The organism is Alishewanella sp. HL-SH05, from assembly GCF_052655985.1.
Genome location: NZ_CP199753.1, coordinates 693,488 through 717,867, shown reverse-complemented (window position 1 = coordinate 717,867; position 24,380 = coordinate 693,488). Strand labels below are relative to the sequence as shown.

Sequence of the window (24,380 nt, the reverse complement as noted above, 5' to 3'; positions counted from 1 at the left end):
CCTTTGTCATTTACACGAGAGCGCGCATGAGCACAGTCTACTTAAACGGTCAGTTTATTCCCGCCAGCGAAGCGAAAATTTCGCCAATGGACCGCGGTTTTTTGTTTGGTGATGGTATCTATGAAGTGATCCCGTCCTACCATGGCCGTTTTGTTGGGTTTGCACCGCATATCACGCGCCTGCACAATGGTTTAGCCGAGCTCAGTATTCAACATGGCATGACCGAAGCTCGCTGGGCTGCGTTATGCCAGCAGTTGCTCACGCTGAACCAACCGAACATGGGCGATAATTTGGCCGTGTATATTCAAGTGAGCCGTGGCGCCGACACCAAACGCAACCATGCCTTCCCCACCGATATTCAGCCTACTGTTTTTGCCTATGCTTTTGCCATCGCAGCAGAGCCGGTGGCCGATAAACACCAAGCGACCACCTATCATGCGGTGACCGGTAACGATTTACGCTGGCAGCGTTGCCATATTAAATCGACCTCGCTGCTTGGTAACGTGCTGCACTACCAACAAGGCAAAGACCAAGGCGCGCAAGAGATTTTATTGTTCGATCGTGAAGGCTTTTTAACCGAAGGTGCCGCCGTTAATGTGTTTGTCATTAAAAACGGTGAAATTGCTACCCCGCCACTTTCCAACAAATTATTACCTGGCGTTACACGCTTGCTGCTATTACAGATTTTACGCCAGCATAGCCAGCTAAAGGTGGTTGAGCGCGACATCAGTTATGATGAAGTACTCAGCGCCGATGAGATCTGGTTAACCAGCTCCAGCAAGGAAATCGCGCCCGTGACAATGCTAAACAAGCAACCGGTTGGTAATGGCCAAGTGGGCGATATTTGGCTACACGCCCAGCAATTATTCAGCCAATACAAATACAGCATATAGTACTTTATTGTTATTTATTTGTGCTGCTTTATTACGCAGCAACGGCTAAAAAGCTGTTACAGAGCAATAAATTAGCAATTTTTTAATTAGATTAAAAAATAGTGCTTGCGAAATGTGAAAAACCGTCCAGAATAAGTGTTAGCCCAAGCGGCTAACAAAACTCAGGAGATGTAAATTATGAAACGTGTACAACAAGGTTTTACCTTAATTGAATTAATGATCGTAGTAGCGATCATCGGTATTTTGGCTGCGGTGGCATTACCAGCGTATTCTGACTATCAAGCAACATCAAAACTGACTGCAGGTTTAGCTGAAATTACTGGCGCCAAGACTGAATTTGAAATGAAAGTTAACAATGGTGAAACCATTGCTACTATAGCAGACATTTCAAGCATCCCTAATGCCACAACTCAAAACTGTACTATAACAGCAACAGCAACTACTCTAGTTTGTACTGTTAGAAATGCACCTTCACAGGTCTCATCTGCAGTAATGACATGGACTCGCACAGCAGCAACAGGTCAATGGACTTGTGCCACTACAGGAGCTTCTAAAGCTTCACTAGCTCCAAAATCTTGCCCACAAGCATAACAATTGCTGTCTAACGATTTAATTCATAAAAGCCAGAGTTTTCTGGCTTTATATTTTTTGACCTTCAGGGTTAGATACCGAACAAGCCATTGTAACCTAACCACACCTCTCTTCGCTTAATAAGAATACTCAATGTCAACGTGAAAAAAACTAAAATGTTAAATAAACTTTAATTTATTTCGTCGCGCGAGGCCATAATGCCACGACAGCCACGGTTTACATTACCCGGGTTTGCTCAGCACATTATTCAACGGGGGAACAATCGCTAAGTCTGTTTTTTTACCAAGCAAGATGACTCTGTATATCTTGAAAGGCTGCAGCACTATGCCCAGCAGCATCAGGTTGCTATCCATGCCTTTGTGCTGATGACGAATCATGTAGACCTTCGGGGTCACCCATTAGCCTCTCGGTGTCAATAGCATAAGCAAACCCGTACGCAAGTGCGCGTATCTTTTTTATTCCTTGTAAACCAATAACCTTCGCATTTTAGTTCTCGTTGGTGGTTATGCGTGTATCGCACCAGTCACCCATCAGGATCAAGGCTCTGGACTTACTGTGTCCTGCCCCTGGCTACTTGTAGCCCCAGAAAACCCTCTGTTCTCCCGCCTGTCCAAGTGATGCAGCTTTGCTGCGACAGAATCATGGTTTTAAACCAACCCCTTGATGGCTCAGGCAGCAGGCGATGTTACAGCAAACAAGGTAAAGCAGCGTAGCTGTGCAATCAGATACATGGTTTTGCCAACCCCGATACGGCATCAGCTACGCTGAGTAAACTCAGTTAAAGGCGCGTTTCACATCAAACTCTACTCCGTCTTTGAGCATGTTGTAACAGGCTCTGGCCAGTTTGTGGGCCACGGCTTTCATCGCGACTACCTTTAAATTTTTTGCGCACTTACGCTGGTAAAAGCGCTTGATGGTTTCATCCGAGCCAATAGCAAAGTGCGCCGCCTCCATAAAAGCCCAACACAGATAGCGATTGCCACATTTCCGGTTTCCTTCGCCTTTTTTCTTGCCGTTGGACTCGCGTTTTGACGTAACCATTCGGGCGTAGGAAGTAAAATTTCCGCAACTATCAAACCGCTTAATATCACCGGTTTCCAGATAAATAGTCATTGATAAAATATCGCCAATCCCGGATACGGTTTTAAGTAGCTGAAAAGCCTTGCAGGGCTTGAGTTGACGTAACAGCTCAGCTTCTACGGCATGAATTTGCTTTTCTAAAGCTTGCATCACGGCCCAGTTTGCCTGCAACGCCAGTAACGGCTCTGGCAACAGTGGCAGTGCTGACACTTGTTCCTCTGTCCATGTTTTAATGGTGTAACTCGGTGTATCTCGGCCTATATTGCGCACCAATAAATTCTTGATAGACAGCAGTTGAGTGGTTTTTTGCCGCACCAGTTGCGCGCGTTTACGCGCTAAATCCCGCAAGGCTCTTGGCTCCTTCGGATAAATATAGCCACAGGGCAGCAGGCCTATTCGCAGCAAATGCGCCAAGTGTCTGGCATCTGCGAAGTCACCGCTGTATTTAAGGCCATCATAAACCACCACAGCCGTGGTGTTAACCAGACGAACATCATAACCTTCAGCTTGCAGTGCATCGACCAGCCAATACCAATTGTAAGTCGACTCTACAGCAATAGCTTCAATCTGCTCTTTATGCATGGCAAGTACCCCGAGAATAACCTGCGCATCATTCGGTAAACGCTTGGAATAAATGATCTTATCGTTTTCATCAATAATGACTAACACAGAATTGTTGGAATGCAGGTCAATACCGACATACAATTTCATACGGCCTCCTTGGAAATAGTTTTTTTCGACGTCAATCAAAAAATAGCTATTAACTCGAAGGCCGTCTAAAGGCAACTTAGGCTGATGATTATCAGATACTGAGGTACTCCCACAAAATTACTAACTAAAACAAAAAGATGAATTCAGAAGGAACATTCATGGCGTTCGGTGATCAGCTCTATCGCCAAACAAACCTATCAAGGATAAGCCATGAATGTCCCGCTAATGCTAACTCGTTTTATCAAAACCGCCACGCCTAATATGCATAGCCTGCGTCGTAAGGCGCTTGAAGCTTGTGTAAAAAGTGCCATGCATCAAAGCAGGCTTACTATTACTCAGTTAGGTCGTGGTAGTCGTGCTAAAGCCTTAGAAAACATCGTATAAAACGTGCTGATAGGCTTTGTTTAAGTTAACCAGAAAGCAACGATGCCAATACCGAACCTCAGTAGTCATGTCATTTTTTTCAAAAAAAAACCTGTTTAGTTATTAACCACTCTTGACGACTGCAAATTTTAGAGGTAAAACGTTTAAGATAACTTTAACGAAGCATATCAACTCGAAGAAACAACCAAGTTTATGTTTGAAAGCGCTTAGCTAACTTTGCTGTTTTTGGTTAAAACAAGCTAAATTGACTTAGTCTGCTACTATAAATCAAAGAATGCTGCAAAAGCACAGTTGATAATGAAATTATACAAACGCTATTTTTCGCCTTTTATCTGAAACGATTTAGTTAGAGCCCAAAAGTAGCCTGAATCACCGTATGATAATAATATTTTTTCAAGACCGACAAGGGAGACACCAGATGAAAACAACACCAAATCGCCGCTCTTATTTGGCGCTGGCTATTAGCTTAGCCTTAACCGCTAATGCTGCGCAGGCGCAACAAGACAACACCGAGACTGAAACCGCAAATGCTGAACAAGCTGCTGAGCCCACCGGTTTGGGCTTTGAACGTATTATCGTGACAGGTTCTGTCTCACGTAATCAAACCGTGATGCAATCTAGTGTGTCAGTGAGTGCTTTGACACTAGAAGATATTGATGCGAGTGCGCCAAGATCAACTGCCGAAATCTTCCGTATGCTGCCCGGTGTACGCAGTGAATCAACCGGTGGTGAAGGTAACGCTAACATCGCTGTTCGTGGTTTACCGGTTGCCGCCGGCGGTGCTAAATTTTTAACCTTACAAGAAGATGGCTTACCTGTAATGCAGTTTGGTGATATCGCCTTTGGTAATGCCGATATCTTTGTGCGTGCCGATGCAACCCTTTCGCGGTTAGAAGTGATCCGGGGTGGCTCAGCCAGTACGCTTGCCAGTAATTCACCCGGCGGTGTGATTAACTTTTTAAGTAAAACAGGCGCCGATAATGGCGGCAGTATCGCCATGACAACCGGTTTAAATTACGACCAATTCCGTACTGACTTTGAATACGGTGGCGATATTAATGCGGATACCCGCTTCCATTTTGGTGGTTTTGTCCGTCAAGGCGAAGGCATTCGTGATCCGGGTTACCAAGGTGAACGGGGTTATCAGTTGAAAGCCAATATCACGAAAGAATTTGATACGGGCTATGTACGGCTTTATGCCAAACACTTAAATGACCGTGTTGCCAGCTATATGCCGATGCCAATGCGTGCCGATGGCAGCTCAGTAGCGGGCTACGATTCGCAACAAGACACCTTACAATCCGTGTATTTAACCGAAACCGTGCGCTTAAATGGTGCCAATCAGATCTCGCGCGGTGATATTCGTAACGGGATGAATCCTGAAGTGAATAGCTTCGGAGTAGAAGCCGTTTTTGATTTAGATGATAACTGGACACTGGATAACCGCTTCCGTATTAGCAGTGTTAGCGGCAATTTTATTACCCCCTTCCCAGCCGAAGTGGATAATAGCCAAAGTATTGCCGACAGTATTGCTGGGCCAGGTGCGGTTGTTCGTTACGCCGTAGGACCACAAGCTGGCGAGCGTTATGATGCCAGTGCCAACGCGATGCGTATTCATACCTTTGATGTTGAGATCAACGATTTCGGTTCAATGGTTAACGACTTAAAACTGTCACGAAGCATTGGTGAAGTGGATGTGACGTTAGGCTATTACATCGCCGATCAGACTATTGATATGTCTTGGCTGTGGAACTCCTATTTTATGGCCTTAAAAGGCGATAACGCAGAACTACTTGATGTTACCGCTGCCAATGGCACAGCGTTTTCTGAGAAAGGTTTATTAGCTTATGGTGTGCCATTCTGGGGCAATTGTTGTCAACGGAATTACAACACCGATTACAGCATCAAAGCACCTTATGCTTCTGCAAGCTGGGGCGTTGGCGATTGGTCATTCGAAGCCAGTGTTCGTCGTGATATGGGTGATGCAACAGGTACCTATGCAGGTGCTGTACAAAGCAGCCGTGATATGAATGGCGATGGCGTGATTAGCCAAGTTGAGCAAAGCGTTTCAGGTATTGATTTAGCTAACCCACAGTTAGTGAATTATGACTGGAGTTACAATTCATACTCAGTTGGTGCTAACTACCAATACAGTAATGATTGGGCAGTGTTTGGTCGCATCAGTAAAGGTGGCCGTGCTAATGCCGACCGTTTACTGTTTGGCAAAGTCAATGCTGATGGTTCAGTAGCAGCACAAGATGCGGTAGATCAGGTAAAACAGTACGAGTTTGGTAGCAAGAGCCGTCATGGTAATTTAAACCTGTTCGCCACAGTGTTTTTTGCTGAAACCGATGAGCAAAACTTTGAAGCCACAACTCAACAATTTTTTGACCGCGTATATGAAGCCAAAGGTGTTGAGTTAGAGAGTAGCTATCGAATTGGTGATTTCGATTTCCGCGGTTCGGTGACTTGGACGGATGCTGAAATCAGCCAAGATGCACTTAATCCAGCTGTAGTAGGTAATACGCCACGTCGTCAAGCCGACTTTATCTATAACTTATTAGCACGTTATACGATGGATAACGCACAGGTCGGTTTCACTGTAGTCGGAACGACCGGTGCCTATGCGCAAGATAACAATGATCTGAAGTTTGATGCTTATACACAGTTTAATGCGTTTGCTAACTATGAGTTAGCTCAAAACTTAACGCTTTCACTGAATGTAAATAACCTGTTCGATACTGTGGGTATTACTGAAGCTGAACAAGGCAGTGTTCCAGCAAACGGGATTATTACGGCCAGAACCATTAACGGTCGCACCGCTTCGTTAGGCATACGTTACCAATTCTAAGTGAGTTGAGCGCTTTTCTAACTAGCAATGTGAAAAGAGATATGTAAAGCTGCATTAACGTGCAGCTTTTTCTTTTTAGAAAATCTAATCTGCGTCGGTAGTGCAAGTCTAAAAGCAGTTTAAGGATAGTACAGCATGGCAAAAATTACATTGAAATCACTGGCTAAGCACCTTGGGGTGTCCGTGGCAACGGTTTCAAATGCCTTTAATCGGCCAGACCAACTGTCTACTGATTTGCGCCGCCATATCTTGGCCGAAAGTGAAAAACTTGGTTTTAACGGCCCGAATGCCACGGCGCGCAGCTTACGCACCGGCCGTTCAGATATGATTGCCATCTTACTCGCCGACTCGCTCGATTATGCCATTAGCGATCCGGTTGCTAGCCAATTGATTAAAGGTATTGCCGAAGTACTACAGCAGCAAGGTAAAGATATGTTATTGCTCTCTGGTAGCAAAGCGGTGCACAGCACGGCCGAAGCCATGCCAGATGGCTTTATTATTTATGGACGCTCGAAAAACCCCGAGCAACTCGACCGTGTATTGGCCAGTGGTAAGCCGATGATCACCGTCGACTGTAACCTCCCCGATGTGGGTTCTGTCAATATCGATAATTACCGTTATGCCTATGACATTGCAGAGTATGCCTTGCACCAACAAGCCGGCAAGGTGGCAGTATTGGGCTTACGTTTACTCGATTCAGACCGTGTCTGTCGGATGCAACCGAACGAGTTGTATCAGCAAGAAGAATCCATCGCGCGGCGGCGCCTCGATGGTTATTTAGCGGCGATGCAAGCGCAAAATCGAGCCTTGCCAGCCGAACAAGTGTGGCATATCCCAGTTAATACGCATGATTATGCCGAAACCGCAGCACGTGAAGCCCTTACCCAACATCCCAGGCCGCAGTTATTACTTTGTATGAGTGATCGCATCGCCTTAGGAGCCATCGCTGTCGCCCGCCAATTGGGCTTACGCATTCCAGAAGATCTGCGCATTGTCGGTTTTGATGGCATTGAAGAGGCCGAGCGTGCCTACCCTGCGCTGACCACGATTGCCCAGCATAGTGATGAGAAGGGCCGCACTGCCGCCCGTTTGTTACTGAGCGGCCAACAGCAACAACATGTTTTGCTTGATTGTGAGTTGCGTTTACGCGACAGCTGCTAAGATGCCTGGCTTACCGACCATCCTCTTGTGTTAATCTAACAGCATTTTGTTTAAATAGCGTGCAGAAGCCTTGCAACTTAATCGTTTAAGGTGTAATTTTAAGTTAATTAAAAACAGGCGACGACATGTAGTCACTACAGCGATCACCTGATAAAAATAACGTTAGCCTTAGGCTGATCTTAACAAGGTAGAAACATGCAAAACTCTCAACCGCAAACTGCTGTAGTGGTGGATAACCACACCCATAATCAGGTTAAATGGATGACCTGCCTAATGTTTTTTGTGTTCGCTATGACCACAGATGCCGTTGGCGTCATTATTCCAGAAGTGGTGGCTCAGTTTAATCTAACACTGACGCAAGCTGCTGCCTTTCATTATGTACCGATGATCTTTATTGGTTTATCTGGGTTATTCCTAGGGCAATTGGCCGACCGTATTGGTCGCAAGAAAATCATTTTATTTGGCCTGTTTATCTACACACTCGCCTGTGTTGCTTTCGCGCTTGGTCAAAGTTTTAACTTCTACTTATTGCTACTGGGCCTTTGTGGTTTAAGTATCGGTTTATTTAAAACCGGTGCCTTAGCGCTCATTGGCGATATCAGTAACAATTCGCAAAGTCATACCCGTTTAATGAATCGGGTAGAAGGTTTTTTTGGCCTCGGTGCCATTGCTGGCCCCGCTTTAGTGGCATTGCTACTGAGTTATGACCTAGCTTGGGAGCAGCTTTACTTGTTAGCCGGCTTTATTTGCGCAGTACTACTGCTGATTGCTTGGCGCATGGATTACCCCGGTTATGTTACGCAAGCGCAAAGCTCGATTTGGGATTGTTTAGCCTTAGTTAAAAATCGCTACGCGCTGGGCTTTTCGCTAGCAATCGCCTGTTATGTGGCAACCGAAGTGGCGATCTTTGTTTGGCTACCGACCTTACTGCAACAATATGATGGCCAATGGACCACCATGGCAGCACATGCCATCACGGTATTTTTTATTTTACGCACGCTGGGCCGCTTCTTAGCTGAATGGCTGTTAACCCGTTTTTGTTGGACGAGTTTATTGGCTTGGTTTAGTACTGCGATTGCAGCCTGTTTTATCGTCAGTATGTGGCAAGGTATTGCTTGGGCACTGTGGCTCATGCCGCTGTCGGGGCTCTTTATGTCGATGATGTATCCCACATTAAACTCTAAAGGCATTAGCTGCTTTCCGCGCAATCAGCACGGCGCTGCCGCAGGCTTAATTTTGGCCTTTACCGCGTTAGCCGCTGCTTTAGGGCCTTTGTTAATGGGCATTGTTGGCGATATGTTTGGTGATGTGCGCTATGGTTTCTATCTGGCCACCGGCTTTGCCGTGCTGTTGTGTATTGGTTTGTGGTGGAACTTCTTGTTTAACCCGGCAGAGCAGCAACTGCAAAAAGCCACACATTAGACTTATACAATCAGTTAAGCAAACCGCGTCATGCTGAGTAGCAAACTGAATAATATTACCTACTAGCTCTGAACATTTTCTCTGTAGTTTGCCCCGCTTGCGGGGCTTTTTTTATCAAAATTAATTCTATACAAGGCTGAAAGGAATACGGCTTAGTAGACTAAGCCGTAAATCAATGACCGCCTTTAACTCACCGTTGCGCTTAACCATAGCACTTGATAAGGCGCCAAATGTAAGCTGCGACCATGCAACAACTCACCGCTTAGCTCTTCGCGCCATTGACTACCAGGGGCACCCACAAAAACTTGCGGCTCTTCACTAAAATTGACCACACATAACATGCTTTGTTGATCTAATTGCCGCCGATAAGCGAACAAATGCGGATTACCGCTTTGTAGGATCTCGGTTTGCCCCGCCCCCAACACCTTTAAACGGCTACGTGTGCGAATAAGCTGTTGCAGCTGAGCATAGATTTTACCTGAGAGACTGTCGGGGTTATGGGCCTCAGCTAACTGTTGCTCGCTAACGGCAACGCGGTTGACCCAGCGGCTATCGTCGCGTTTGTGCGGATCATCCTGATAAGCATAATCATTGAGTAAACCCAGCTCGTCGCCCATATAAAGTAATGGTAAGCCGCCAATACTGAGAATAATACTGTTCAGGAGATAAATACGCGCTAACGCAAATTGTAAATGCGTGGCGTTACCACTTTGCACAGCCTGCTCAACGCCCGTTAATGACGCTAGCATGCCCGCCACCCGACAATCACCGGTTACTGGGTTTTGCTGAAAAGGAACGCCCGTGGCAAAGCTGCCTGCAAACTGCCCAGTATAGAACTGATTTAAAAATTGCCGATGATGTTCAGGGTTAATGCCTAACTGCCAGGCGATGTTATCATCAAAAGTCCAGCCAATATCATCATGGCAGCGAATGTAGTTCACCCAACTGCACTGTGGATCAATCGCAAAACGTCGTTGCAATGACTCGGTTAACAAGCGTGTTTTACGGGTCGCTAAGCTATTCCATAGCAAGGCCATTAACAGTGGGTTATAAGATAACTGGCACTCTTGCGGCGCAATGTACTTCACGACTTCATCTGGATGCACTATAGCTTCTGATTTAAATTGTAAAGCCGGTGCTGCTATCGCTGCTACCGCATTAAAAGCACGGATCAAGGTATGCGCTTTTGGCAGGTTTTCACAAGACGTGCCGGCTTCTTTCCAAACAAAGGCTAAAGCATCCAGCCGCAACACTGCAGCGCCCTGATTGGCCAGAAACAACATTTCTTCAGCCATAGCACTAAACACTTCCGGGTTAGCGTAGTTTAAATCCCATTGGAAGCTGTTAAAGGTAGTCCAGACCCAGCGCTCGGCATGGGGTTCAAAGGTAAAGCAACCACGACGAATTTCTGGGAAAATTTCTCGTAGCCAGGGCGCATACTGATCGCGTTCTTGCTCATTGAAAAAAAAGTAATAATCTTGGAATTGCTGCTCACCGGCTTTGGCTTTTTCGGCCCAACGGTGCTCATCAGAGGTATGATTGAACACAAAATCGAGTACAGGCCTAATACCTGCACTATGCAATTTTTGCATCAGCCCAGCCAGTTGCGGCATTGAGCCGAGATGCGGCATGGTTTTGCGATAATCGGATACCGCATAACCGCCATCGCTGTTTGGCTCGGGTGCTTTAAAAAGTGGCATCAAATGCAAGTAATTGATGCCGGTTTGCTGAAGGTAAGGAATACGTTGCTCAAGACCTTTAAAATCGCCCGCAAATAAATCGACATAACAAGCAGAACCCAGCGCCGTTGGCGCTTTATGCCACTGCTGCGGATCTTCATCTTCTTGTAGCAAATAATCCGGCCGTTGTGCCAGCGCTTTGGCTAACACCTTCAATAATTGTTCTAAATGGTAATGACAATCGTAACGCTCACCATACAGCTGTAAATACAGTGGCAACAACTGTGGTAACAGCTGCTGCAAACGCGCTTCGAGTATGGGCCAACGACTTTTCGCACTGGCTTTAAGTGTTGAACTATAACGTTTAAGAATTGTTGCACATTCTAAACGCAATTGGCTCGAGTTTTCTAATAATGATGTCGCTGTTTTTTGCATGGCGATCTACCTTTGTCTTCTTGTCTTAACTCTGTATATTTGCCTTTATCTCAGGATAATTCAAGTAAAAGCTAAAAAATAAGCAATTTATTTCCAGCTAAATGTCAGCAAACTGCAGAGACTAAAAACCACATCTTAAACAATTAAGTTTTATGTGTTTCGCAAGAGGACTGAAGAGAGTATCCGCATAAGAGTGTAATGATAAACTATAACCGAAAATGAACTTGAGTAATGTGAAAGCGGGCTTGGGGCAACAGGATGTTGTATCAGGCCCACCCGCTAACAAACGAGCAGGCCCTTGCGAATGGCTTAACCCATTAGCATTTCAATATCAGCATCAACATCTGGCATGGCTAGAATATGCTTATAAACGTCGTCTAATTGCAAATGGAGAGCATGCGCTAATTTTGCTGGGAATAACTCAAATTGTTCTTTTTGTATATCCTGCTCATGCTCAATTAAATAGCGGCTTAGTACCAGTAAAGAGGCATAAGGATCTAAGGTGCCGCTCTTCGCGGGTGTATATTGATGTTGAATAGCTTGGGCAATCTCTTCCGGAAAGTGCCAATGCCGTGCCAGCTCGGCACCGGCTTGGGTAAAATCAAAACCTAAATGTTTCATCTCAATTTCGCGGCGGCGATTACCCGCAGCCACTTCTTGATCAATTAACACCGCCATCTCCGGTTTAACGATGTGAATTAAATATTCCCCCACGCCGTGTAATAAACCGCACGTGTAGGCCATATCAGCATCAGCTTTAATCAGCTTGGCTAAATACTTTGCCCGGTTCGCCATCCGAAACGAATAGCGCCAGTAAGCAGGTAAATCGAAACCTGGAATAGCCTTAAAACTGCCCGCTAAGCCAACCGATAACACTAGGGTACGCAGGGTACTGGTGCCAAGTACTAACACCGCATCTTTGACGGAGCCAATTTTCCGATGACCGCCGTATTTGGCTGAGTTGGCCAAACGCAATACTTTTGCTGTTAACGCTTGGTCATTGCTTAAAATGCTGGCAATGTGTTCGCTGCTCACGGTATCACTCTGAAAACTAGCAATCAGTTCTTGTAACACTTTTGGAATGGATGGCAGAGTAGTCGCTTTTTCGATAAGTTGACGCATAAATAACGTAATCCCATAACGATTAAATGGTTTTAATTATCAGCATAGTGCATTTTTGCCTTGATTAGCTATTGCTTTACCTAACTTTTCTGCATTTTTTTGCAATAGAGCCCTAGCAAATAGCCTTACTGGTAAAGCAAGCAAAAACACCTACACTTATTAAGTCAATTTAATCTAAGGAGTTTTGCTATGCGCAGTGTTCCTATGTTTCTTTATCCGATTACGCTGATATTCACTAGCCTGCTGATCACAGGCTGTAAACCGAATACGCCAGCCGCCCCGACTACGAATCCGATAGCAGAAGTTGCAGTGACCAGCGAACCGGTGACCCCCGACACCTGTCTGTTAAAAGTTGGCTTTGATGCTTGGGAGCCCTACCATTATTTAGGGCAAGCCGCACAACCACAGGGTTTAGATATCGACATTTTGCAAGCGCTGACCCGCGAACTCAATTGTGAGTTACAACTGGTGCCGGGTGACTGGGCGCATTTATTAAGCCAGCTACAAGCCGGTGAACTCGATGTATTACCCGGCGCCTCAAAGAATGCTGAACGTGAACGTTATGCTTGGTTTTCTAATGCCTATCGACAAGAGCAATTTGTGTTACTGACCAGAACCGAGATGGTAATGGATTATGCCGATTTTCCAGCGCTGATCGAGGCAGGCCATACTATCGGTGTGGTCAGTGGTTATTATTATGGCGACTTAATTAATCAATTGTATGGCGAAAAGCCGCAAGCCTTTGTTAACGCCCAGATCAGCGAACTTAATTTAGCGCGCTTACAAGATGAAGAGATCAGCGGTGCCTTAGAAGATAGCTTTGTCGCTGCCGCGATTATTCGCCGTAAAGGGTTGAGCCAACAAATACAGCGACACTCACTAAGCTTGGCGCCATCTGAGGTGTACTTTATGCTCAGTAAAAAAAGTATCTCAGAATCACAACTAGCCGAATTTAATCAAGCTATTAGCGCCTTGCAGCAAAATGGTAGCTTGGCTGAATTAATCAGCCGCTATCAGCAATAAGGCGTTTAGCTTCTCTGGCTTAAAAAACGGCCTGATAAGTCCCGCCGAATGAAAGCGCAATGGTACTGCTATTTTGCTGAAATAATTCACTACCGAGTAAGGTTTACTTGGCAGTATTTTCATCAACGGAACTGGCAGTGTCATATCATGCTGCGCTCAGACTATGCGAATAGACTATCTGCCGGATAATTGACAGTAAATCTTGAATAGTTAAAGGATACTGGCATACTCTTAACTAATTGTTTAACTTCAAGCTACCGGAGTAAACGGCCACTATGGCGGTGACGAGTAATTCCACCCTGCTCAAGAAATTGATCCAGCAGAGCATTATTGATGGCGATAAAGTGACGAAACTGATTACCGAAAAGGGTAAACAGTATCGTACTTTGCCTGAACTATTAATCACCGAAAAGCTACTCGATTCAGTTAAGTTAGCCGAAGTGGCGAATAGCATTAGCCAGCACATCATGCTGGATCTGGATTTTTTTGATGTCAGCTCTATTCCCGAAGACTTACGCAATGAAAAACTGACACGTAAAAGCGATATGCTGCCGTTGGCCAAAAAAGGCCGTACCATGTATCTGGCGGTGGTGGATCCGACTAATATGGCCGCCATTGAAGATTTCGAATTTAATGCCGGCTTAAATGCTGAAATCGTCATCGTGCAGTACGACAAATTAGCCAAACTGATCGAACGGCTGTTTGAAAATGCTTATGCCAGCTTGGGCTCAGGTGATGGCGAGTGGGATTTGACGGCCATGGGTGTGGTCGAAGAAGAAACCGATGATGCGCCTGCCATACAAAGCGATAAAGAAGATCAGCCGATCATTACCTTTATCAACAAAATTTTATTAGATGCTATTCGTAAAGGCGCCTCAGATTTACACTTTGAGCCCTATGAAAAAATGTTTCGGATCCGCTTTCGGATTGATGGCATTTTAACTGAGGTGGCCAGCCCACCGGTTGCGCTGTCCACACGGCTATGTGCCCGTTTAAAAGTGATGTCACGGCTGGACATCGCCGAAAAACGTGTACCACAAGATGGCCGCATTAAACTGAAACTCTCCGCAAAAAAATCTATCGATTTTCGGGTCAGCACCTTGCCAACATTATATGGCGAAAAAATCGTAATGCGGATCCTCGACTCTGACAGCGCCATGCTGGGTATCGATATCTTGGGTTATGAGGACGCACAAAAACAATTATATTTAAATGCCTTAGCCCAGCCACAAGGCATGATCTTAGTCACCGGGCCTACGGGTAGCGGTAAAACCGTGTCGCTGTATACCGGCTTAGCGATTCTGAATACCGAAGAAACCAATATCTCAACCGCGGAAGACCCGGTCGAAATTAACTTGCCTGGCATCAACCAAGTGCAAGTTAATGCGCGTGCTGGGTTAACTTTTGCTACGGCCTTACGCGCCTTTTTACGGCAAGACCCGGATGTGGTGATGGTGGGTGAAATTCGCGATTTAGAAACGGCCGAAATCGCCATTAAAGCGGCACAAACCGGTCACTTGGTGTTATCGACATTGCACACCAACTCCGCTCCGGAAACACTGACACGCTTGCTTAATATGGGCGTACCGGCTTATAACGTGGCCAGTTCGGTTTCGTTGATTATTGCCCAGCGCTTAGCGCGGCGGCTTTGCCCAAAATGCAAAGTGCAAGAAGAGATCCCGCAGGCCGAATTACTGCGCCAAGGTTATGAAGAAGATGAAGTGCATAACATCAAAATCTTTAAACCGGTTGGCTGTGAACATTGCACCAATGGCTATAAAGGCCGAGTGGGTATTTATGAAGTGATGCCGATCAGCCCGAAAATGGCCGATATTATTATGCAAAACGGTAACTCCATTGATATCGCTAATCAGGCAAAGTTAGATGGTATTAATAACTTGCGCCGCTCAGGCTTGCTAAAAGCAGCGGCGGGTGTCACCAGTTTAGCTGAAGTCAATCGGGTCACTAAAGGCTAATACAGGCCCTAGACCAACGCTTTAAGAGCCGCAAAAGGACAATCGCAGATGGCGCAGAACAATAATTTCAAAATCAAAGAGCTGCATACCCATACTTACAAAGCACTCAACCGCAAAGGCGAAAAAAAATCGGGGGAAATTAAAGCGGGCAGTATTGCTGAAGGTAAGGCATTATTAAGACAGCAAGGTTTAACACCGATTACCGTTAAAAAGAAGGCCAAATCGCTATTTGGTGATGAAAAGAAAATTACCGCAGCAGACATTTCTATTGTCACCCGACAAATCGCCACTATGCTGGGTGCGGGTGTGCCTTTGGTACAATCCATTGATCTCATTGCCAATGGCTCAGATAACAAAAGCCTGCGTATTTTAATGCAAAAAATTTCAGTGAAAATTCAAGCGGGTTTACCGCTTTCAGAGACACTGCGCGAACACCCGAAGTATTTTGATGAGCTGTATTGTGATTTAGTGAAATCCGGTGAGCAATCGGGTGCCTTAGATCGGATTTTTGATCGCATTGCCATTTATAAAGAAAAAGCCGAAGCGCTAAAGTCAAAAATCAAAAAAGCCATGTTTTACCCCATTGCAGTTCTTGTAGTAGCCGCGATAGTAACTTCAATCCTTTTAATTTTTGTAGTACCACAATTTGCCTCAATTTTTGCGGGTTTTGGTGCTGAATTGCCCGCGTTTACCTTATTTGTTTTAGGTATCTCTGAGCTAATGCAAAGCTATTGGTGGGTCGTTTTAGGCATCATTTTGCTAACTGGTTACCTTATAAGCAAAACGTATAAAAATAACCTACAATTTCGCACGGCTTCAGATTTATTTATTTTAAAAGCGCCAGTGATTGGCAATATTCTGAACAAAGCGGCGGTCGCACGTTTTGCTCGCACCCTATCCACTACCTTTGCAGCCGGTGTGCCACTGATTGAGGCTTTAGAATCGGCTGCGGGCGCCTCAGGCAATGAAATTTATCGCAATGCCATAATGGAAATACGCGATGAAGTCTCTTCCGGTAATCAAATGCACTCATCGATGAAACAAACTGATCGCTTCCCGGAAATGGTCATTCAAATGGTCTCCATTGGCGAAGAATCAGGTGCCTTAGACAGTATGCTATCCAAAGTCGCCAATATTTATGAGCAAGAAGTCGATGATGCGGTAGACGGCCTTACTGCCTTGTTAGAACCGATGATTATGGCGGTGCTTGGGGTGATAATAGGTGGTCTGATAGTTGCCATGTATTTACCGATATTCCAGTTAGGATCAGTTGTCGGATGATTGAGCTCAGTACAGTTTTTACAAGCTTTCCTTGGCTGTTTTTAAGCCTAGTGGCTTTATTTAGCTTAGTGATTGGCAGCTTTTTAAATGTGCTGATTTATCGGCTGCCGATTATGATGGAGCGTGCATGGCAGGCGGAATTTCAAGAATATTTTCAGCCTAACCAGCAACATAAAGCGGCAACCCCTTTTAACTTAGCTGTACCACGATCAGCTTGCCCCAAGTGCCAACAACCGATTGCCGCTTACGATAATATCCCGCTGTTAAGTTGGCTATGCTTAAAAGGCCGTTGCCGGCAGTGTAAAACTGCTATTAGTGCACGTTATCCTGCGGTAGAGTTGTTAACAGCCGTACTGTCTACTTTAGTGGCTTGGCAATATGGCCCGACCCTGACCAGTGCAGTACTGATTTTTTTAACCTGGGGCTTAGTGGCGCTGAGCTTTATTGATATTGATAAAATGCTACTGCCAGATCAGCTGACGTTACCCTTGCTCTGGTTGATGTTGTTATTTAGCATCACTAGCAGTGCCATAGTGAATCCAGAACAAGCCTTGCTTGGTGCCGCAGCCGGTTATTTAAGCCTGTGGTCAGTGTACTGGGCTTTTAAGTTACTGACCGGCAAAGAAGGTATGGGTTATGGTGATTTTAAACTGTTGGCGATTTTTGGTGCGTTGCTAGGCTGGCAGCAATTACCCCTGATCATTTTACTGTCGTCTGTAGTTGGTGCGGTAATTGGTGTCAGTTTGTTAAGTATTCAAGGTAAAGATAAAGCGACCCCTATCCCCTTTGGCCCCTATATTGCCGCAGCAGGCTGGATTGCCATGCTCTGGGGTGAGCAAATGACGGGCGCCTATCTGCGTTATCTCGGCCTATGAAGCAGCCTACGGCAATAACATCACTGCTGATTGGCCTAACCGGCGGCATAGGGAGCGGTAAAAGCACGGTAGCAGAACATTTTAAAGCGCTGGGCGCTCACTATGTTGATGCGGATATCGTTGCACGCGAAGTGGTGATGCCGGGCAGCCCTTGTTTAGCGGCTATCGTGCAACACTTTGGCCCGGGTATTTTATTAGCAGATGGTCAGTTGGATCGTTCAGCATTACGCCAGACCATCTTTGCCGATAGCGCCGCCAAACGCTGGTTAGAACACTTACTCCACCCAGCGATCCGCAGCGAGTTACTTAGCCAACTGGCGGCCAGCACAACTCCGTATACACTTCTGGTAGCGCCATTATTACTTGAAAATGGCTTAGATAAATTGGTGTCTCGAGTGCTGGTTGTGGATGTGAGCGAACAAACGCAGTTAGCCCGCACAACCACGCGAGATAACAACAGTGAAAACCAGGTTCGTGCCATTATGGCAGCACAAATCGACAGAGCCGCTCGCTTAGCCGCAGCAGATGATGTTATCGATAACAATGGCACTGCCGCAGAGTTGTTGCCGCAAATTAGCCGCTTACATCAAGCGTATCTTGCCATGAGCCAAAAAATAGGTGAAAAATCGCAGTGACGACTGCCGAATTAATTTACGAACATCCACTTAATGAAAAAATCCGCACTTATTTACGGGTTGAGCATTTATTTACCCAACTTAACAGCCTGGCCGATCTTGAAAATGAAGCACAGCAGCTCAGTTATTTTAGTGCGTTATTTACACTGATTGATGTGTTAGAACGGCATGATATCCGCCCCGATTTATTGAAAGATATTGAACGCTGTGAAAATCAATTAGTGCAATGGTCACACCATCCCTCGGTGTCTGATAAAAAGCTGCAAGTGATGCTGCAACAAGCGCTGCGTTTACAAAGTGACTTATTACGTAGCGGCAAATTAAGTAGCCCGATCAAAGATGATGTGTTTTTAGCGCCGCTGCGCCAACGGTTTGGCTTACCCGGTGGTTGCTGTTACTTTGATATGCCACAGCTACAATACTGGCTAGCCTTACCACAAGCAGAGCGACAACAGCAGCGCGCAGAATGGCATAACGCCTTGCAACAAACGGAGCAGGCCATTCAATTTGTACTCAGCTTTGTGCGTGAACGTGGCCATTTTCAAACGATTAGCACCGATAACGGTTTTTACCAACAAAATGCTGAACAGTTTGAACTGCTGCGCATTAAATATCAGCAGTCGGGTGGATCTTTTCCTACGGTGAGCGGTAATCGTTATCGCTACGCCATCCGCTTTATGCAATTAACCGAGCAAGCCGGCCGCAGTGTGTGTGCTGAAGCGGTAAGTTTTCAATTGGCATGCTGTTAGCACTGGCAAGTCTGCTGTTTTAATACAACTAATCTCGCAAGCTTTTACTTGCCGCCGTCATTTTTTAATCTGGCCTGCAGATAAGTTCTCTGGCTGTGCCTAACGCATACAGAGCTGATCTGTTACAATCCACGTGTGTTTATTGTTGCTGCTACAGATCTCGCAGCAGCAGCCGTTAGAGGAGCCCTGCATGACCACGACTATTCAATGTCCTACCTGTAAAACGCCGGTTATTTGGCAACCCGAATCGGTATTTCGCCCTTTTTGTAGCGAGCGCTGTAAGTTAATCGACTTAGGTGACTGGGCCGCAGAAAATCATCGTATTCCCGATAAAATGCCGATTGATGCCGAGTTATCAGAAGCGTATTTAGCCGAATTAGAACAAGAGATGATGGCGCAGGATAATCAGTTTTTTAAAGATACAGATTAATGCAAAATGCGCTTAATTAAGCTCACAGTGAAGCAGTAGCTTAGCTGTGTGCGTGTTGAGTTTTGAGTTTTGAGTTTTGAGTTTTGAGTTTTGAGGTATTAAAGAAAGTGTTGTTGCAGATGTTCAACAATTGGCTGATTGGCATCGGGCAGTGCAATAGTATCAAGCTCACTGATAGCAAACCACTTTACCGCTTGCCCTTCTAAGCCTTGCGGTTCACCACTAAACTCAGTGACTAAACGAATATCCAAAAACACTTCACGCTCTGGATATTGATAACGCAATTGCAGCAAAGGGGAACTGGCCTGCACTGTAATACCAATTTCTTCGGCTAATTCGCGAACTAAGGCGTGCTCTGTTAACTCACCTTGTTCCAGCTTTCCGCCTGGAAACTCCCATTTACCCCCTTGATGCTGTGATGCTTTGCGCAAGGCAAGCAACACCTGCTGTTGGCGTACAATCACGCCAACAGCCACATGCAACACCGACTTAGCTAAGTTGGCCATGACAGTGCTTGTATTTTTTACCTGAACCACAAGGACAGGCGTCATTACGCCCTACTTTAGCGCCGTCACGTATCACTGGGGCAGCGTTTTGCATACCTTCTGGTAAATCACTAGCTAACGGCTCGGCATCCGCATGTTGATAGTTATGCGGTACGTTATCAGCTTGACGGCGTTGCTCTTCAACTGCTTCAACATCTTCTGCCGCTTTCACTTGCACGCGACTAAGAATACCAATCACATCCAGTTTCAGTGCTTCCAACATGTTGGTGAATAACTCAAAAGATTCGCGCTTATATTCTTGCTTCGGATTCTTCTGCGCATAACCACGTAGGTTGATCGCTTGACGCAAGTGATCCATCGCCGCCAAATGCTCTTTCCAGTGTGTATCTAAGCTTTGTAACATAATGGCTTTTTCGAACTGACGTAGCACTTGTGGGCCAACCATCTGTTCTTTTGAATTGTAAGACGCGCTCACTTCTGCTTGAATACGCTCACGTAGCTTTTCTTCAAACAGCTTTTTGTCATCCGCTAACCATTGGCTAATCGGCAATGCCACGCCAAAGTCGGCTTGCAGACGCTGCTCCAAACCCGGGATATCCCACATTTCGTCCATAGACTGTGGCGGGATATAGTCATTAATCATGCTGTTAACAACGTCATCACGAATGGCATGAATGGTTTCGCTAATATCGTCGGCATCTAACAAGTCATTACGCTGCTCATACACCACTTTACGTTGGTCATTGGCTACGTCATCAAACTCAAGTAACTGCTTACGAATATCAAAGTTACGCGCTTCCACTTTACGTTGTGCGTTTTCAATGGCACGACTGACCCAAGGGTGCTCGATAGCTTCACCTGGCGCCATACCAATACGGCGCATCATCGCTGCCATCCGATCTGAGGCGAAAATCCGCATCAAGGCATCTTCTAGCGATAAGTAAAAACGAGAAATACCTGGGTCACCTTGACGACCGGCACGACCACGTAACTGGTTATCAATACGACGCGATTCGTGACGCTCAGTACCAATGATATGCAAACCACCGGCTGCAATCACGGCATCATGACGTTTCTGCCATTCTGCTTTCGCTGCCGCAACCACTTCGGCATCCGCATCGGCACCTAAGGCTTGTAATTCACTTTGCCAACTGCCGCCTAATACGATATCGGTACCACGACCCGCCATGTTAGTGGCGATAGTGACCGTGCCTGGGCGACCGGCATCAGCAATAATTTGTGCTTCGTTAGCGTGAAACTTAGCGTTTAATACCTGGTGGGTAATTTTGGCTTTGTTCAGTAACGTTGATAAGTATTCTGAGCTTTCAATTGACGCCGTACCTACCAACACAGGGCGGCCAGTATCGCGAGCGGTTTTCACATCTTCGATAATGGCGTTGTATTTATCTTCAGCCGTTAAATACACTAAATCGGCCAGATCCTGGCGTACCATCGGCTTGTTGGTCGGTACCACTATGGTTTCTAAACCATAGATTTGTTGGAACTCAAACGCTTCGGTATCAGCAGTACCGGTCATACCGCCTAATTTGTCATATAAGCGGAAATAATTTTGGAAAGTAATAGAGGCCAACGTTTGGTTTTCGTTTTGAATGCGCACGCCTTCTTTAGCTTCTACCGCTTGGTGTAAGCCTTCAGACCAACGGCGGCCTTCCATTGTCCGGCCCGTGTGCTCATCGACAATAACGATATCGCCATCTTTTACAACGTAATCAACATCGCGTTTAAACAACTGGTGCGCACGTAAAGCAGCATATACATGGTGCAGTAGCGTAATATTTGCAGCAGAGAATAAGGTGTCATGTTCGCCAATCATGCCGCGCTCTCGCAACATGTTTTCGACTTGAATTTGACCCGCTTCCGTTAAGTACACCTGGCGCGCTTTTTCATCCACAGTAAAGTGGCCATCACCGTGTTTATCTTCTTCGTCTTCTTTTTCTTGGCGCACTAACTCGGGCACTAGCACGTTAATCTTTTTATACAGCTCAGAGCTGTCTTCGGCGGGACCGGAGATAATCAGTGGTGTCCGCGCTTCATCGATCAGGATTGAATCCACCTCATCGATGATGGCAAAAGCCAGATCGCGCTGTACACGTTCTTGTGGCGAGAACGCCATGTTGTCACGTAGATAGTCGAAACCGAATTCATTATTGGTGCCGTAAGTGATATCGGCAGCATAGGCTTTTTGCTTTTCTGGGTGTGCCATGCCGGGCACGTTAACACCCACAGTTAAGCCTAAGAAGGTAAACAGCGGCTCGTTAGTTTGCGCATCGCGTTTTGCCAGATAATCGTTAACGGTAATAACATGTACCGACTTGCCACTCAGAGCATTTAGGTAAGCAGGCAAAGTCGCTGTTAAGGTTTTACCTTCACCGGTACGCATTTCCGAGATTTTACCTTGATGCAGCACCATACCACCGACCAGTTGCACATCAAAGTGACGCATGTCAAACACGCGCTTACTGGCTTCGCGCACGGTGGCGAAGGCTTCAGGCAGAATGTCGTCTAAGGTCGCGCCGTCTTTTACGCGCTGTTTAAATTCGCTGGTTTTCGTTTTTAATTGTTCATCACTCAGCTTTTCGTATTCCGCTTCCAGCGCGTTGATTTGCTGTACCTGTTTTTTTAATTTTTTTAAGAAACGGTCATTACGGCTACCAATTAATTTGGCAAAAAATTTTCCAAACATTATCCAGATACCATTTTAAGTTAAAGCTGCAATGCAGCCCTGGCCATGCCAGTATTATCGTCAGTGTGAGGTCTGGCTTAATGCTCAGACATGGGCCAAAGTCAACAGGATATGGTGATGGTTTATCCTGCTTTCAAGGGCAGTGGCTACTGCTACTGCCGCAGCCTAAAAACTGTTACACTTTGTGCGTTGTTTTACTATTCCAAACAGGCTGCTGCAAATGAAACGTTATAGCCATAAACCAGAAGATTTAACTAAACTTTTTAGTCATAGCACTCTGGCTGGCGTGCAACAGCAGTTTCAATTAGTCGGTAAACTTAATGCAGAATTGTGTCAGATCCTGCAATTAACACAACTCACCTCTTGTCAGGTCGCAACCATTAAAGAGGGGCGAGCGATTATTTTATGTAGTTCGGCAGCCTGGGCTACGCGACTAAAAATGCAACGCGACGCCATTCTAGACAATTTCCGCAAAAAAATCTTGCCTGAATTAGCAGGGATTGATATCGAAGTGTCACCCGTAGGGCAAACAAAGCCATTACTTGTGCAAGAACAGCCGGTAAAACCGTATTGTGCAACCCTAAGTCATGATACCCGCTTACAGTTACAACAGGCCGCTGCGCAAACCGATGGCCCAGTGCAACAAGCCTTACAGCGTTTATTGCGTAATATGCCAGATAACACACCGCGCTAACGGCAAGGCTTACAACCAATTTAGTCGAATTGCAGACGAAAAAAAACCGCTTAACGGTAATGCCGATCAGTTAAGTATTTAGCATGACGCGGTTTGCTCACATCAACACGCCATGAATCATCCCTGAGGCTCGATTCCGGCCATCCATGGCCTTCAACGGTTGATTTAGAGCAAACAGGTCATGCTTAACTGACTTGCATTGCGCTTAGCGGCTTTCTTACGGCTTAAAAGCCTTAGGCAAGTTGTGGTGCCAAAAAAGATATCGGCATTTCTGCTTTATCTTCGAAGGTCACAAACTCCCAGTTTTCTTGCTTAGCCAGTACCGCTGATAACAGTTGGTTGTTTAAACCATGACCTGTTTTGTACGAACGGAACTCACCTAAAATACTGTGGCAAGCCATATACAGATCGCCGATGGCATCTAGCATCTTATGCTTAATAAACTCATCGTCATAACGCAGGCCATCTTGGTTTAACACGCGGAACTCATCAAGCACCACCGCGTTATCCATGCTGCCACCCAGCGCTAAATTGTTAGCACGTAAAAATTCAACTTCGTGCAGGAAGCCGAAAGTACGCGCACGGCTGATTTCTTTAATAAAGCTGGCGGCTGAAAACTCCATCACCACGTGTTGCGTGGTTTCTGAAATGATCGGGTGATTAAAGTTAATGGCAAAATCTAACTTAAAACCGTTGTAGGGTTTAAATTCTGCCCATTTATCACCGTCTTCTACCCGGACCGTTTGTTTAATGCGAATAAACTTCTTCGCTAAACGCTGCTCGGCAATACCCGCTTCTAATAACAAATAGACAAATGGGTTGGCGCTGCCGTCCATAATAGGGATTTCTGCTGAATCAACATCAATAACTAAGTTATCAATGCCCAGGCCAGCAATCGCGGCCATTAAATGCTCAGTGGTAGATAACCGCACACCCTGTTCGTTAATCAAACAGGTACACATTACAGTATCGCCCACTAACGAAGGGGTGATTTTGAAATCGACTACCGGAGACAGGTCTACACGCCGGAATACAATGCCGGTATTGTCAGGTGCAGGTCGGAGAGTAAGCGTAACCTTTTCACCTTTGTGTAAACCCACACCGACAGAGCTAACAGTCTGTTGAATGGTACGTTGTTTAATCATAAGTTTTTCCTGCTCAATTAGTAAGCAATCATA

The 24,380-nt window shown here is 45.7% G+C and carries 20 protein-coding genes; 14 read left to right on the top strand and 6 right to left on the bottom strand.

What is annotated here, in order from left to right:
- Window positions 1–26 precede the first annotated feature (26 nt).
- Together ACUJFL_RS03140 and ACUJFL_RS03135 are read left to right on the top strand one after the other, a co-directional pair.
- The gene (locus ACUJFL_RS03140) at window positions 27–893 is read left to right on the top strand and encodes an aminotransferase class IV (protein ID WP_445428475.1); all 867 of its coding nucleotides are present in this window, start codon (window positions 27–29) and stop codon (window positions 891–893) included.
- A 177-nt stretch (window positions 894–1,070) separates the two neighbouring features.
- The gene (locus tag ACUJFL_RS03135; protein WP_445428474.1) at window positions 1,071–1,484 is read left to right on the top strand and encodes a pilin; all 414 of its coding nucleotides are present in this window, start codon (window positions 1,071–1,073) and stop codon (window positions 1,482–1,484) included.
- A gap of 774 nt (window positions 1,485–2,258) precedes the next feature.
- Here ACUJFL_RS03135 and ACUJFL_RS03130 read toward each other — a convergent pair.
- Window positions 2,259–3,275, bottom strand: a complete 1,017-nt coding sequence (locus ACUJFL_RS03130) for an IS110 family transposase (RefSeq protein WP_445428473.1) — start codon at window positions 3,273–3,275, stop codon at window positions 2,259–2,261.
- Window positions 3,276–3,485: 210 nt separating this feature from the next.
- Between ACUJFL_RS03130 and ACUJFL_RS03125 the strand changes: the two genes are divergently transcribed.
- The 4 genes from ACUJFL_RS03125 (at window position 3,486) to ACUJFL_RS03110 (ending at window position 9,093) form a co-directional block, all read left to right on the top strand.
- Window positions 3,486–3,659 carry a hypothetical protein gene (locus tag ACUJFL_RS03125; RefSeq protein WP_445428472.1) on the top strand — a complete coding sequence of 58 codons (174 nt, stop codon included), beginning with the start codon at window positions 3,486–3,488 and terminating at the stop codon, window positions 3,657–3,659.
- A 418-nt stretch (window positions 3,660–4,077) separates the two neighbouring features.
- The gene (locus ACUJFL_RS03120; protein ID WP_445428471.1) at window positions 4,078–6,510 is read left to right on the top strand and encodes a TonB-dependent receptor domain-containing protein; all 2,433 of its coding nucleotides are present in this window, start codon (window positions 4,078–4,080) and stop codon (window positions 6,508–6,510) included.
- Between the two features lie 135 nt (window positions 6,511–6,645).
- Window positions 6,646–7,671 (top strand): LacI family DNA-binding transcriptional regulator, encoded by a 1,026-nt coding sequence (locus ACUJFL_RS03115; protein ID WP_306177244.1) that lies wholly within the window; start codon window positions 6,646–6,648, stop codon window positions 7,669–7,671.
- A gap of 195 nt (window positions 7,672–7,866) precedes the next feature.
- On the top strand, window positions 7,867–9,093 hold the full coding sequence (locus ACUJFL_RS03110) for an MFS transporter (RefSeq protein ID WP_445428470.1): 1,227 nt from the start codon (window positions 7,867–7,869) through the stop codon (window positions 9,091–9,093).
- Window positions 9,094–9,278: 185 nt separating this feature from the next.
- Here the strand turns inward: ACUJFL_RS03110 and ACUJFL_RS03105 are convergent, their stop codons facing one another.
- Together ACUJFL_RS03105 and ACUJFL_RS03100 are read right to left on the bottom strand one after the other, a co-directional pair.
- Complete coding sequence (locus ACUJFL_RS03105) at window positions 9,279–11,207, bottom strand: alpha-amylase family glycosyl hydrolase (RefSeq protein ID WP_445428469.1); 1,929 nt, start codon at window positions 11,205–11,207, stop codon at window positions 9,279–9,281.
- 309 nt (window positions 11,208–11,516) lie between these two features.
- Entirely contained in the window at window positions 11,517–12,329 is an 813-nt protein-coding gene (locus ACUJFL_RS03100) for an HDOD domain-containing protein (protein ID WP_445428468.1), read from the bottom strand.
- Window positions 12,330–12,518: 189 nt separating this feature from the next.
- On the opposite strand from ACUJFL_RS03100, the gene ACUJFL_RS03095 reads away from it, so the two are divergent.
- From ACUJFL_RS03095 to yacG, 7 genes are all read left to right on the top strand, one after another.
- Window positions 12,519–13,352 (top strand): substrate-binding periplasmic protein, encoded by an 834-nt coding sequence (locus tag ACUJFL_RS03095; protein WP_445428467.1) that lies wholly within the window; start codon window positions 12,519–12,521, stop codon window positions 13,350–13,352.
- 275 nt (window positions 13,353–13,627) lie between these two features.
- Entirely contained in the window at window positions 13,628–15,328 is a 1,701-nt protein-coding gene (gene pilB / locus ACUJFL_RS03090) for a type IV-A pilus assembly ATPase PilB (RefSeq protein WP_445426101.1), read from the top strand.
- Between the two features lie 48 nt (window positions 15,329–15,376).
- Window positions 15,377–16,609 carry a type II secretion system F family protein gene (locus ACUJFL_RS03085; protein WP_445428466.1) on the top strand — a complete coding sequence of 411 codons (1,233 nt, stop codon included), beginning with the start codon at window positions 15,377–15,379 and terminating at the stop codon, window positions 16,607–16,609.
- Complete coding sequence (locus ACUJFL_RS03080) at window positions 16,606–17,484, top strand: prepilin peptidase (protein ID WP_445428465.1); 879 nt, start codon at window positions 16,606–16,608, stop codon at window positions 17,482–17,484. Before ACUJFL_RS03085 ends, ACUJFL_RS03080 begins: the two co-directional genes overlap by 4 nt.
- Window positions 17,481–18,119, top strand: a complete 639-nt coding sequence (coaE, locus tag ACUJFL_RS03075; RefSeq protein WP_445428464.1) for a dephospho-CoA kinase — start codon at window positions 17,481–17,483, stop codon at window positions 18,117–18,119. Before ACUJFL_RS03080 ends, coaE begins: the two co-directional genes overlap by 4 nt.
- Window positions 18,116–18,868 carry a cell division protein ZapD gene (gene zapD / locus ACUJFL_RS03070; protein WP_445428463.1) on the top strand — a complete coding sequence of 251 codons (753 nt, stop codon included), beginning with the start codon at window positions 18,116–18,118 and terminating at the stop codon, window positions 18,866–18,868. The genes coaE and zapD overlap by 4 nt, the downstream gene beginning before the upstream one ends.
- Before the next feature lie 190 nt (window positions 18,869–19,058).
- The gene (yacG, locus tag ACUJFL_RS03065) at window positions 19,059–19,298 is read left to right on the top strand and encodes a DNA gyrase inhibitor YacG (protein WP_445428462.1); all 240 of its coding nucleotides are present in this window, start codon (window positions 19,059–19,061) and stop codon (window positions 19,296–19,298) included.
- A gap of 98 nt (window positions 19,299–19,396) precedes the next feature.
- Here yacG and mutT read toward each other — a convergent pair whose 3' ends face one another.
- Both mutT and secA read right to left on the bottom strand, forming a co-directional pair.
- Window positions 19,397–19,804, bottom strand: a complete 408-nt coding sequence (gene mutT / locus ACUJFL_RS03060; RefSeq protein WP_226752147.1) for an 8-oxo-dGTP diphosphatase MutT — start codon at window positions 19,802–19,804, stop codon at window positions 19,397–19,399.
- Window positions 19,788–22,508: a preprotein translocase subunit SecA gene (gene secA, locus ACUJFL_RS03055; RefSeq protein ID WP_445428461.1), complete on the bottom strand. Its 2,721-nt coding sequence runs from the start codon at window positions 22,506–22,508 to the stop codon at window positions 19,788–19,790. Before secA ends, mutT begins: the two co-directional genes overlap by 17 nt.
- A gap of 220 nt (window positions 22,509–22,728) precedes the next feature.
- Between secA and ACUJFL_RS03050 the strand changes: the two genes are divergently transcribed.
- Entirely contained in the window at window positions 22,729–23,202 is a 474-nt protein-coding gene (locus tag ACUJFL_RS03050) for a DUF721 domain-containing protein (RefSeq protein WP_445428460.1), read from the top strand.
- A 233-nt stretch (window positions 23,203–23,435) separates the two neighbouring features.
- On the opposite strand, the gene lpxC is transcribed toward ACUJFL_RS03050, so the two are convergent.
- Window positions 23,436–24,347 carry a UDP-3-O-acyl-N-acetylglucosamine deacetylase gene (lpxC, locus tag ACUJFL_RS03045; protein ID WP_445428459.1) on the bottom strand — a complete coding sequence of 304 codons (912 nt, stop codon included), beginning with the start codon at window positions 24,345–24,347 and terminating at the stop codon, window positions 23,436–23,438.
- Window positions 24,348–24,380: the final 33 nt, after the last annotated feature.

What these genes read in the sequence shown, in the direction of transcription:
- ACUJFL_RS03100 (WP_445428468.1), bottom strand. Translation starts at nt 12,329, where the DNA reads ATGCGTCAACTTATCGAAAAAGCGACTACTCTGCCATCCATTCCAAAA.
- ACUJFL_RS03135 (WP_445428474.1), top strand. Translation starts at nt 1,071, where the DNA reads ATGAAACGTGTACAACAAGGTTTTACCTTAATTGAATTAATGATCGTA.
- ACUJFL_RS03095 (WP_445428467.1), top strand. Translation starts at nt 12,519, where the DNA reads ATGCGCAGTGTTCCTATGTTTCTTTATCCGATTACGCTGATATTCACT.
- ACUJFL_RS03120 (WP_445428471.1), top strand. Translation starts at nt 4,078, where the DNA reads ATGAAAACAACACCAAATCGCCGCTCTTATTTGGCGCTGGCTATTAGC.
- ACUJFL_RS03140 (WP_445428475.1), top strand. Translation starts at nt 27, where the DNA reads ATGAGCACAGTCTACTTAAACGGTCAGTTTATTCCCGCCAGCGAAGCG.
- ACUJFL_RS03110 (WP_445428470.1), top strand. Translation starts at nt 7,867, where the DNA reads ATGCAAAACTCTCAACCGCAAACTGCTGTAGTGGTGGATAACCACACC.
- ACUJFL_RS03105 (WP_445428469.1), bottom strand. Translation starts at nt 11,207, where the DNA reads ATGCAAAAAACAGCGACATCATTATTAGAAAACTCGAGCCAATTGCGT.
- secA (WP_445428461.1), bottom strand. Translation starts at nt 22,508, where the DNA reads ATGTTTGGAAAATTTTTTGCCAAATTAATTGGTAGCCGTAATGACCGT.
- ACUJFL_RS03080 (WP_445428465.1), top strand. Translation starts at nt 16,606, where the DNA reads ATGATTGAGCTCAGTACAGTTTTTACAAGCTTTCCTTGGCTGTTTTTA.
- mutT (WP_226752147.1), bottom strand. Translation starts at nt 19,804, where the DNA reads ATGGCCAACTTAGCTAAGTCGGTGTTGCATGTGGCTGTTGGCGTGATT.
- yacG (WP_445428462.1), top strand. Translation starts at nt 19,059, where the DNA reads ATGACCACGACTATTCAATGTCCTACCTGTAAAACGCCGGTTATTTGG.
- ACUJFL_RS03125 (WP_445428472.1), top strand. Translation starts at nt 3,486, where the DNA reads ATGAATGTCCCGCTAATGCTAACTCGTTTTATCAAAACCGCCACGCCT.
- ACUJFL_RS03050 (WP_445428460.1), top strand. Translation starts at nt 22,729, where the DNA reads ATGAAACGTTATAGCCATAAACCAGAAGATTTAACTAAACTTTTTAGT.
- ACUJFL_RS03115 (WP_306177244.1), top strand. Translation starts at nt 6,646, where the DNA reads ATGGCAAAAATTACATTGAAATCACTGGCTAAGCACCTTGGGGTGTCC.
- coaE (WP_445428464.1), top strand. Translation starts at nt 17,481, where the DNA reads ATGAAGCAGCCTACGGCAATAACATCACTGCTGATTGGCCTAACCGGC.
- ACUJFL_RS03130 (WP_445428473.1), bottom strand. Translation starts at nt 3,275, where the DNA reads ATGAAATTGTATGTCGGTATTGACCTGCATTCCAACAATTCTGTGTTA.
- pilB (WP_445426101.1), top strand. Translation starts at nt 13,628, where the DNA reads ATGGCGGTGACGAGTAATTCCACCCTGCTCAAGAAATTGATCCAGCAG.
- ACUJFL_RS03085 (WP_445428466.1), top strand. Translation starts at nt 15,377, where the DNA reads ATGGCGCAGAACAATAATTTCAAAATCAAAGAGCTGCATACCCATACT.
- lpxC (WP_445428459.1), bottom strand. Translation starts at nt 24,347, where the DNA reads ATGATTAAACAACGTACCATTCAACAGACTGTTAGCTCTGTCGGTGTG.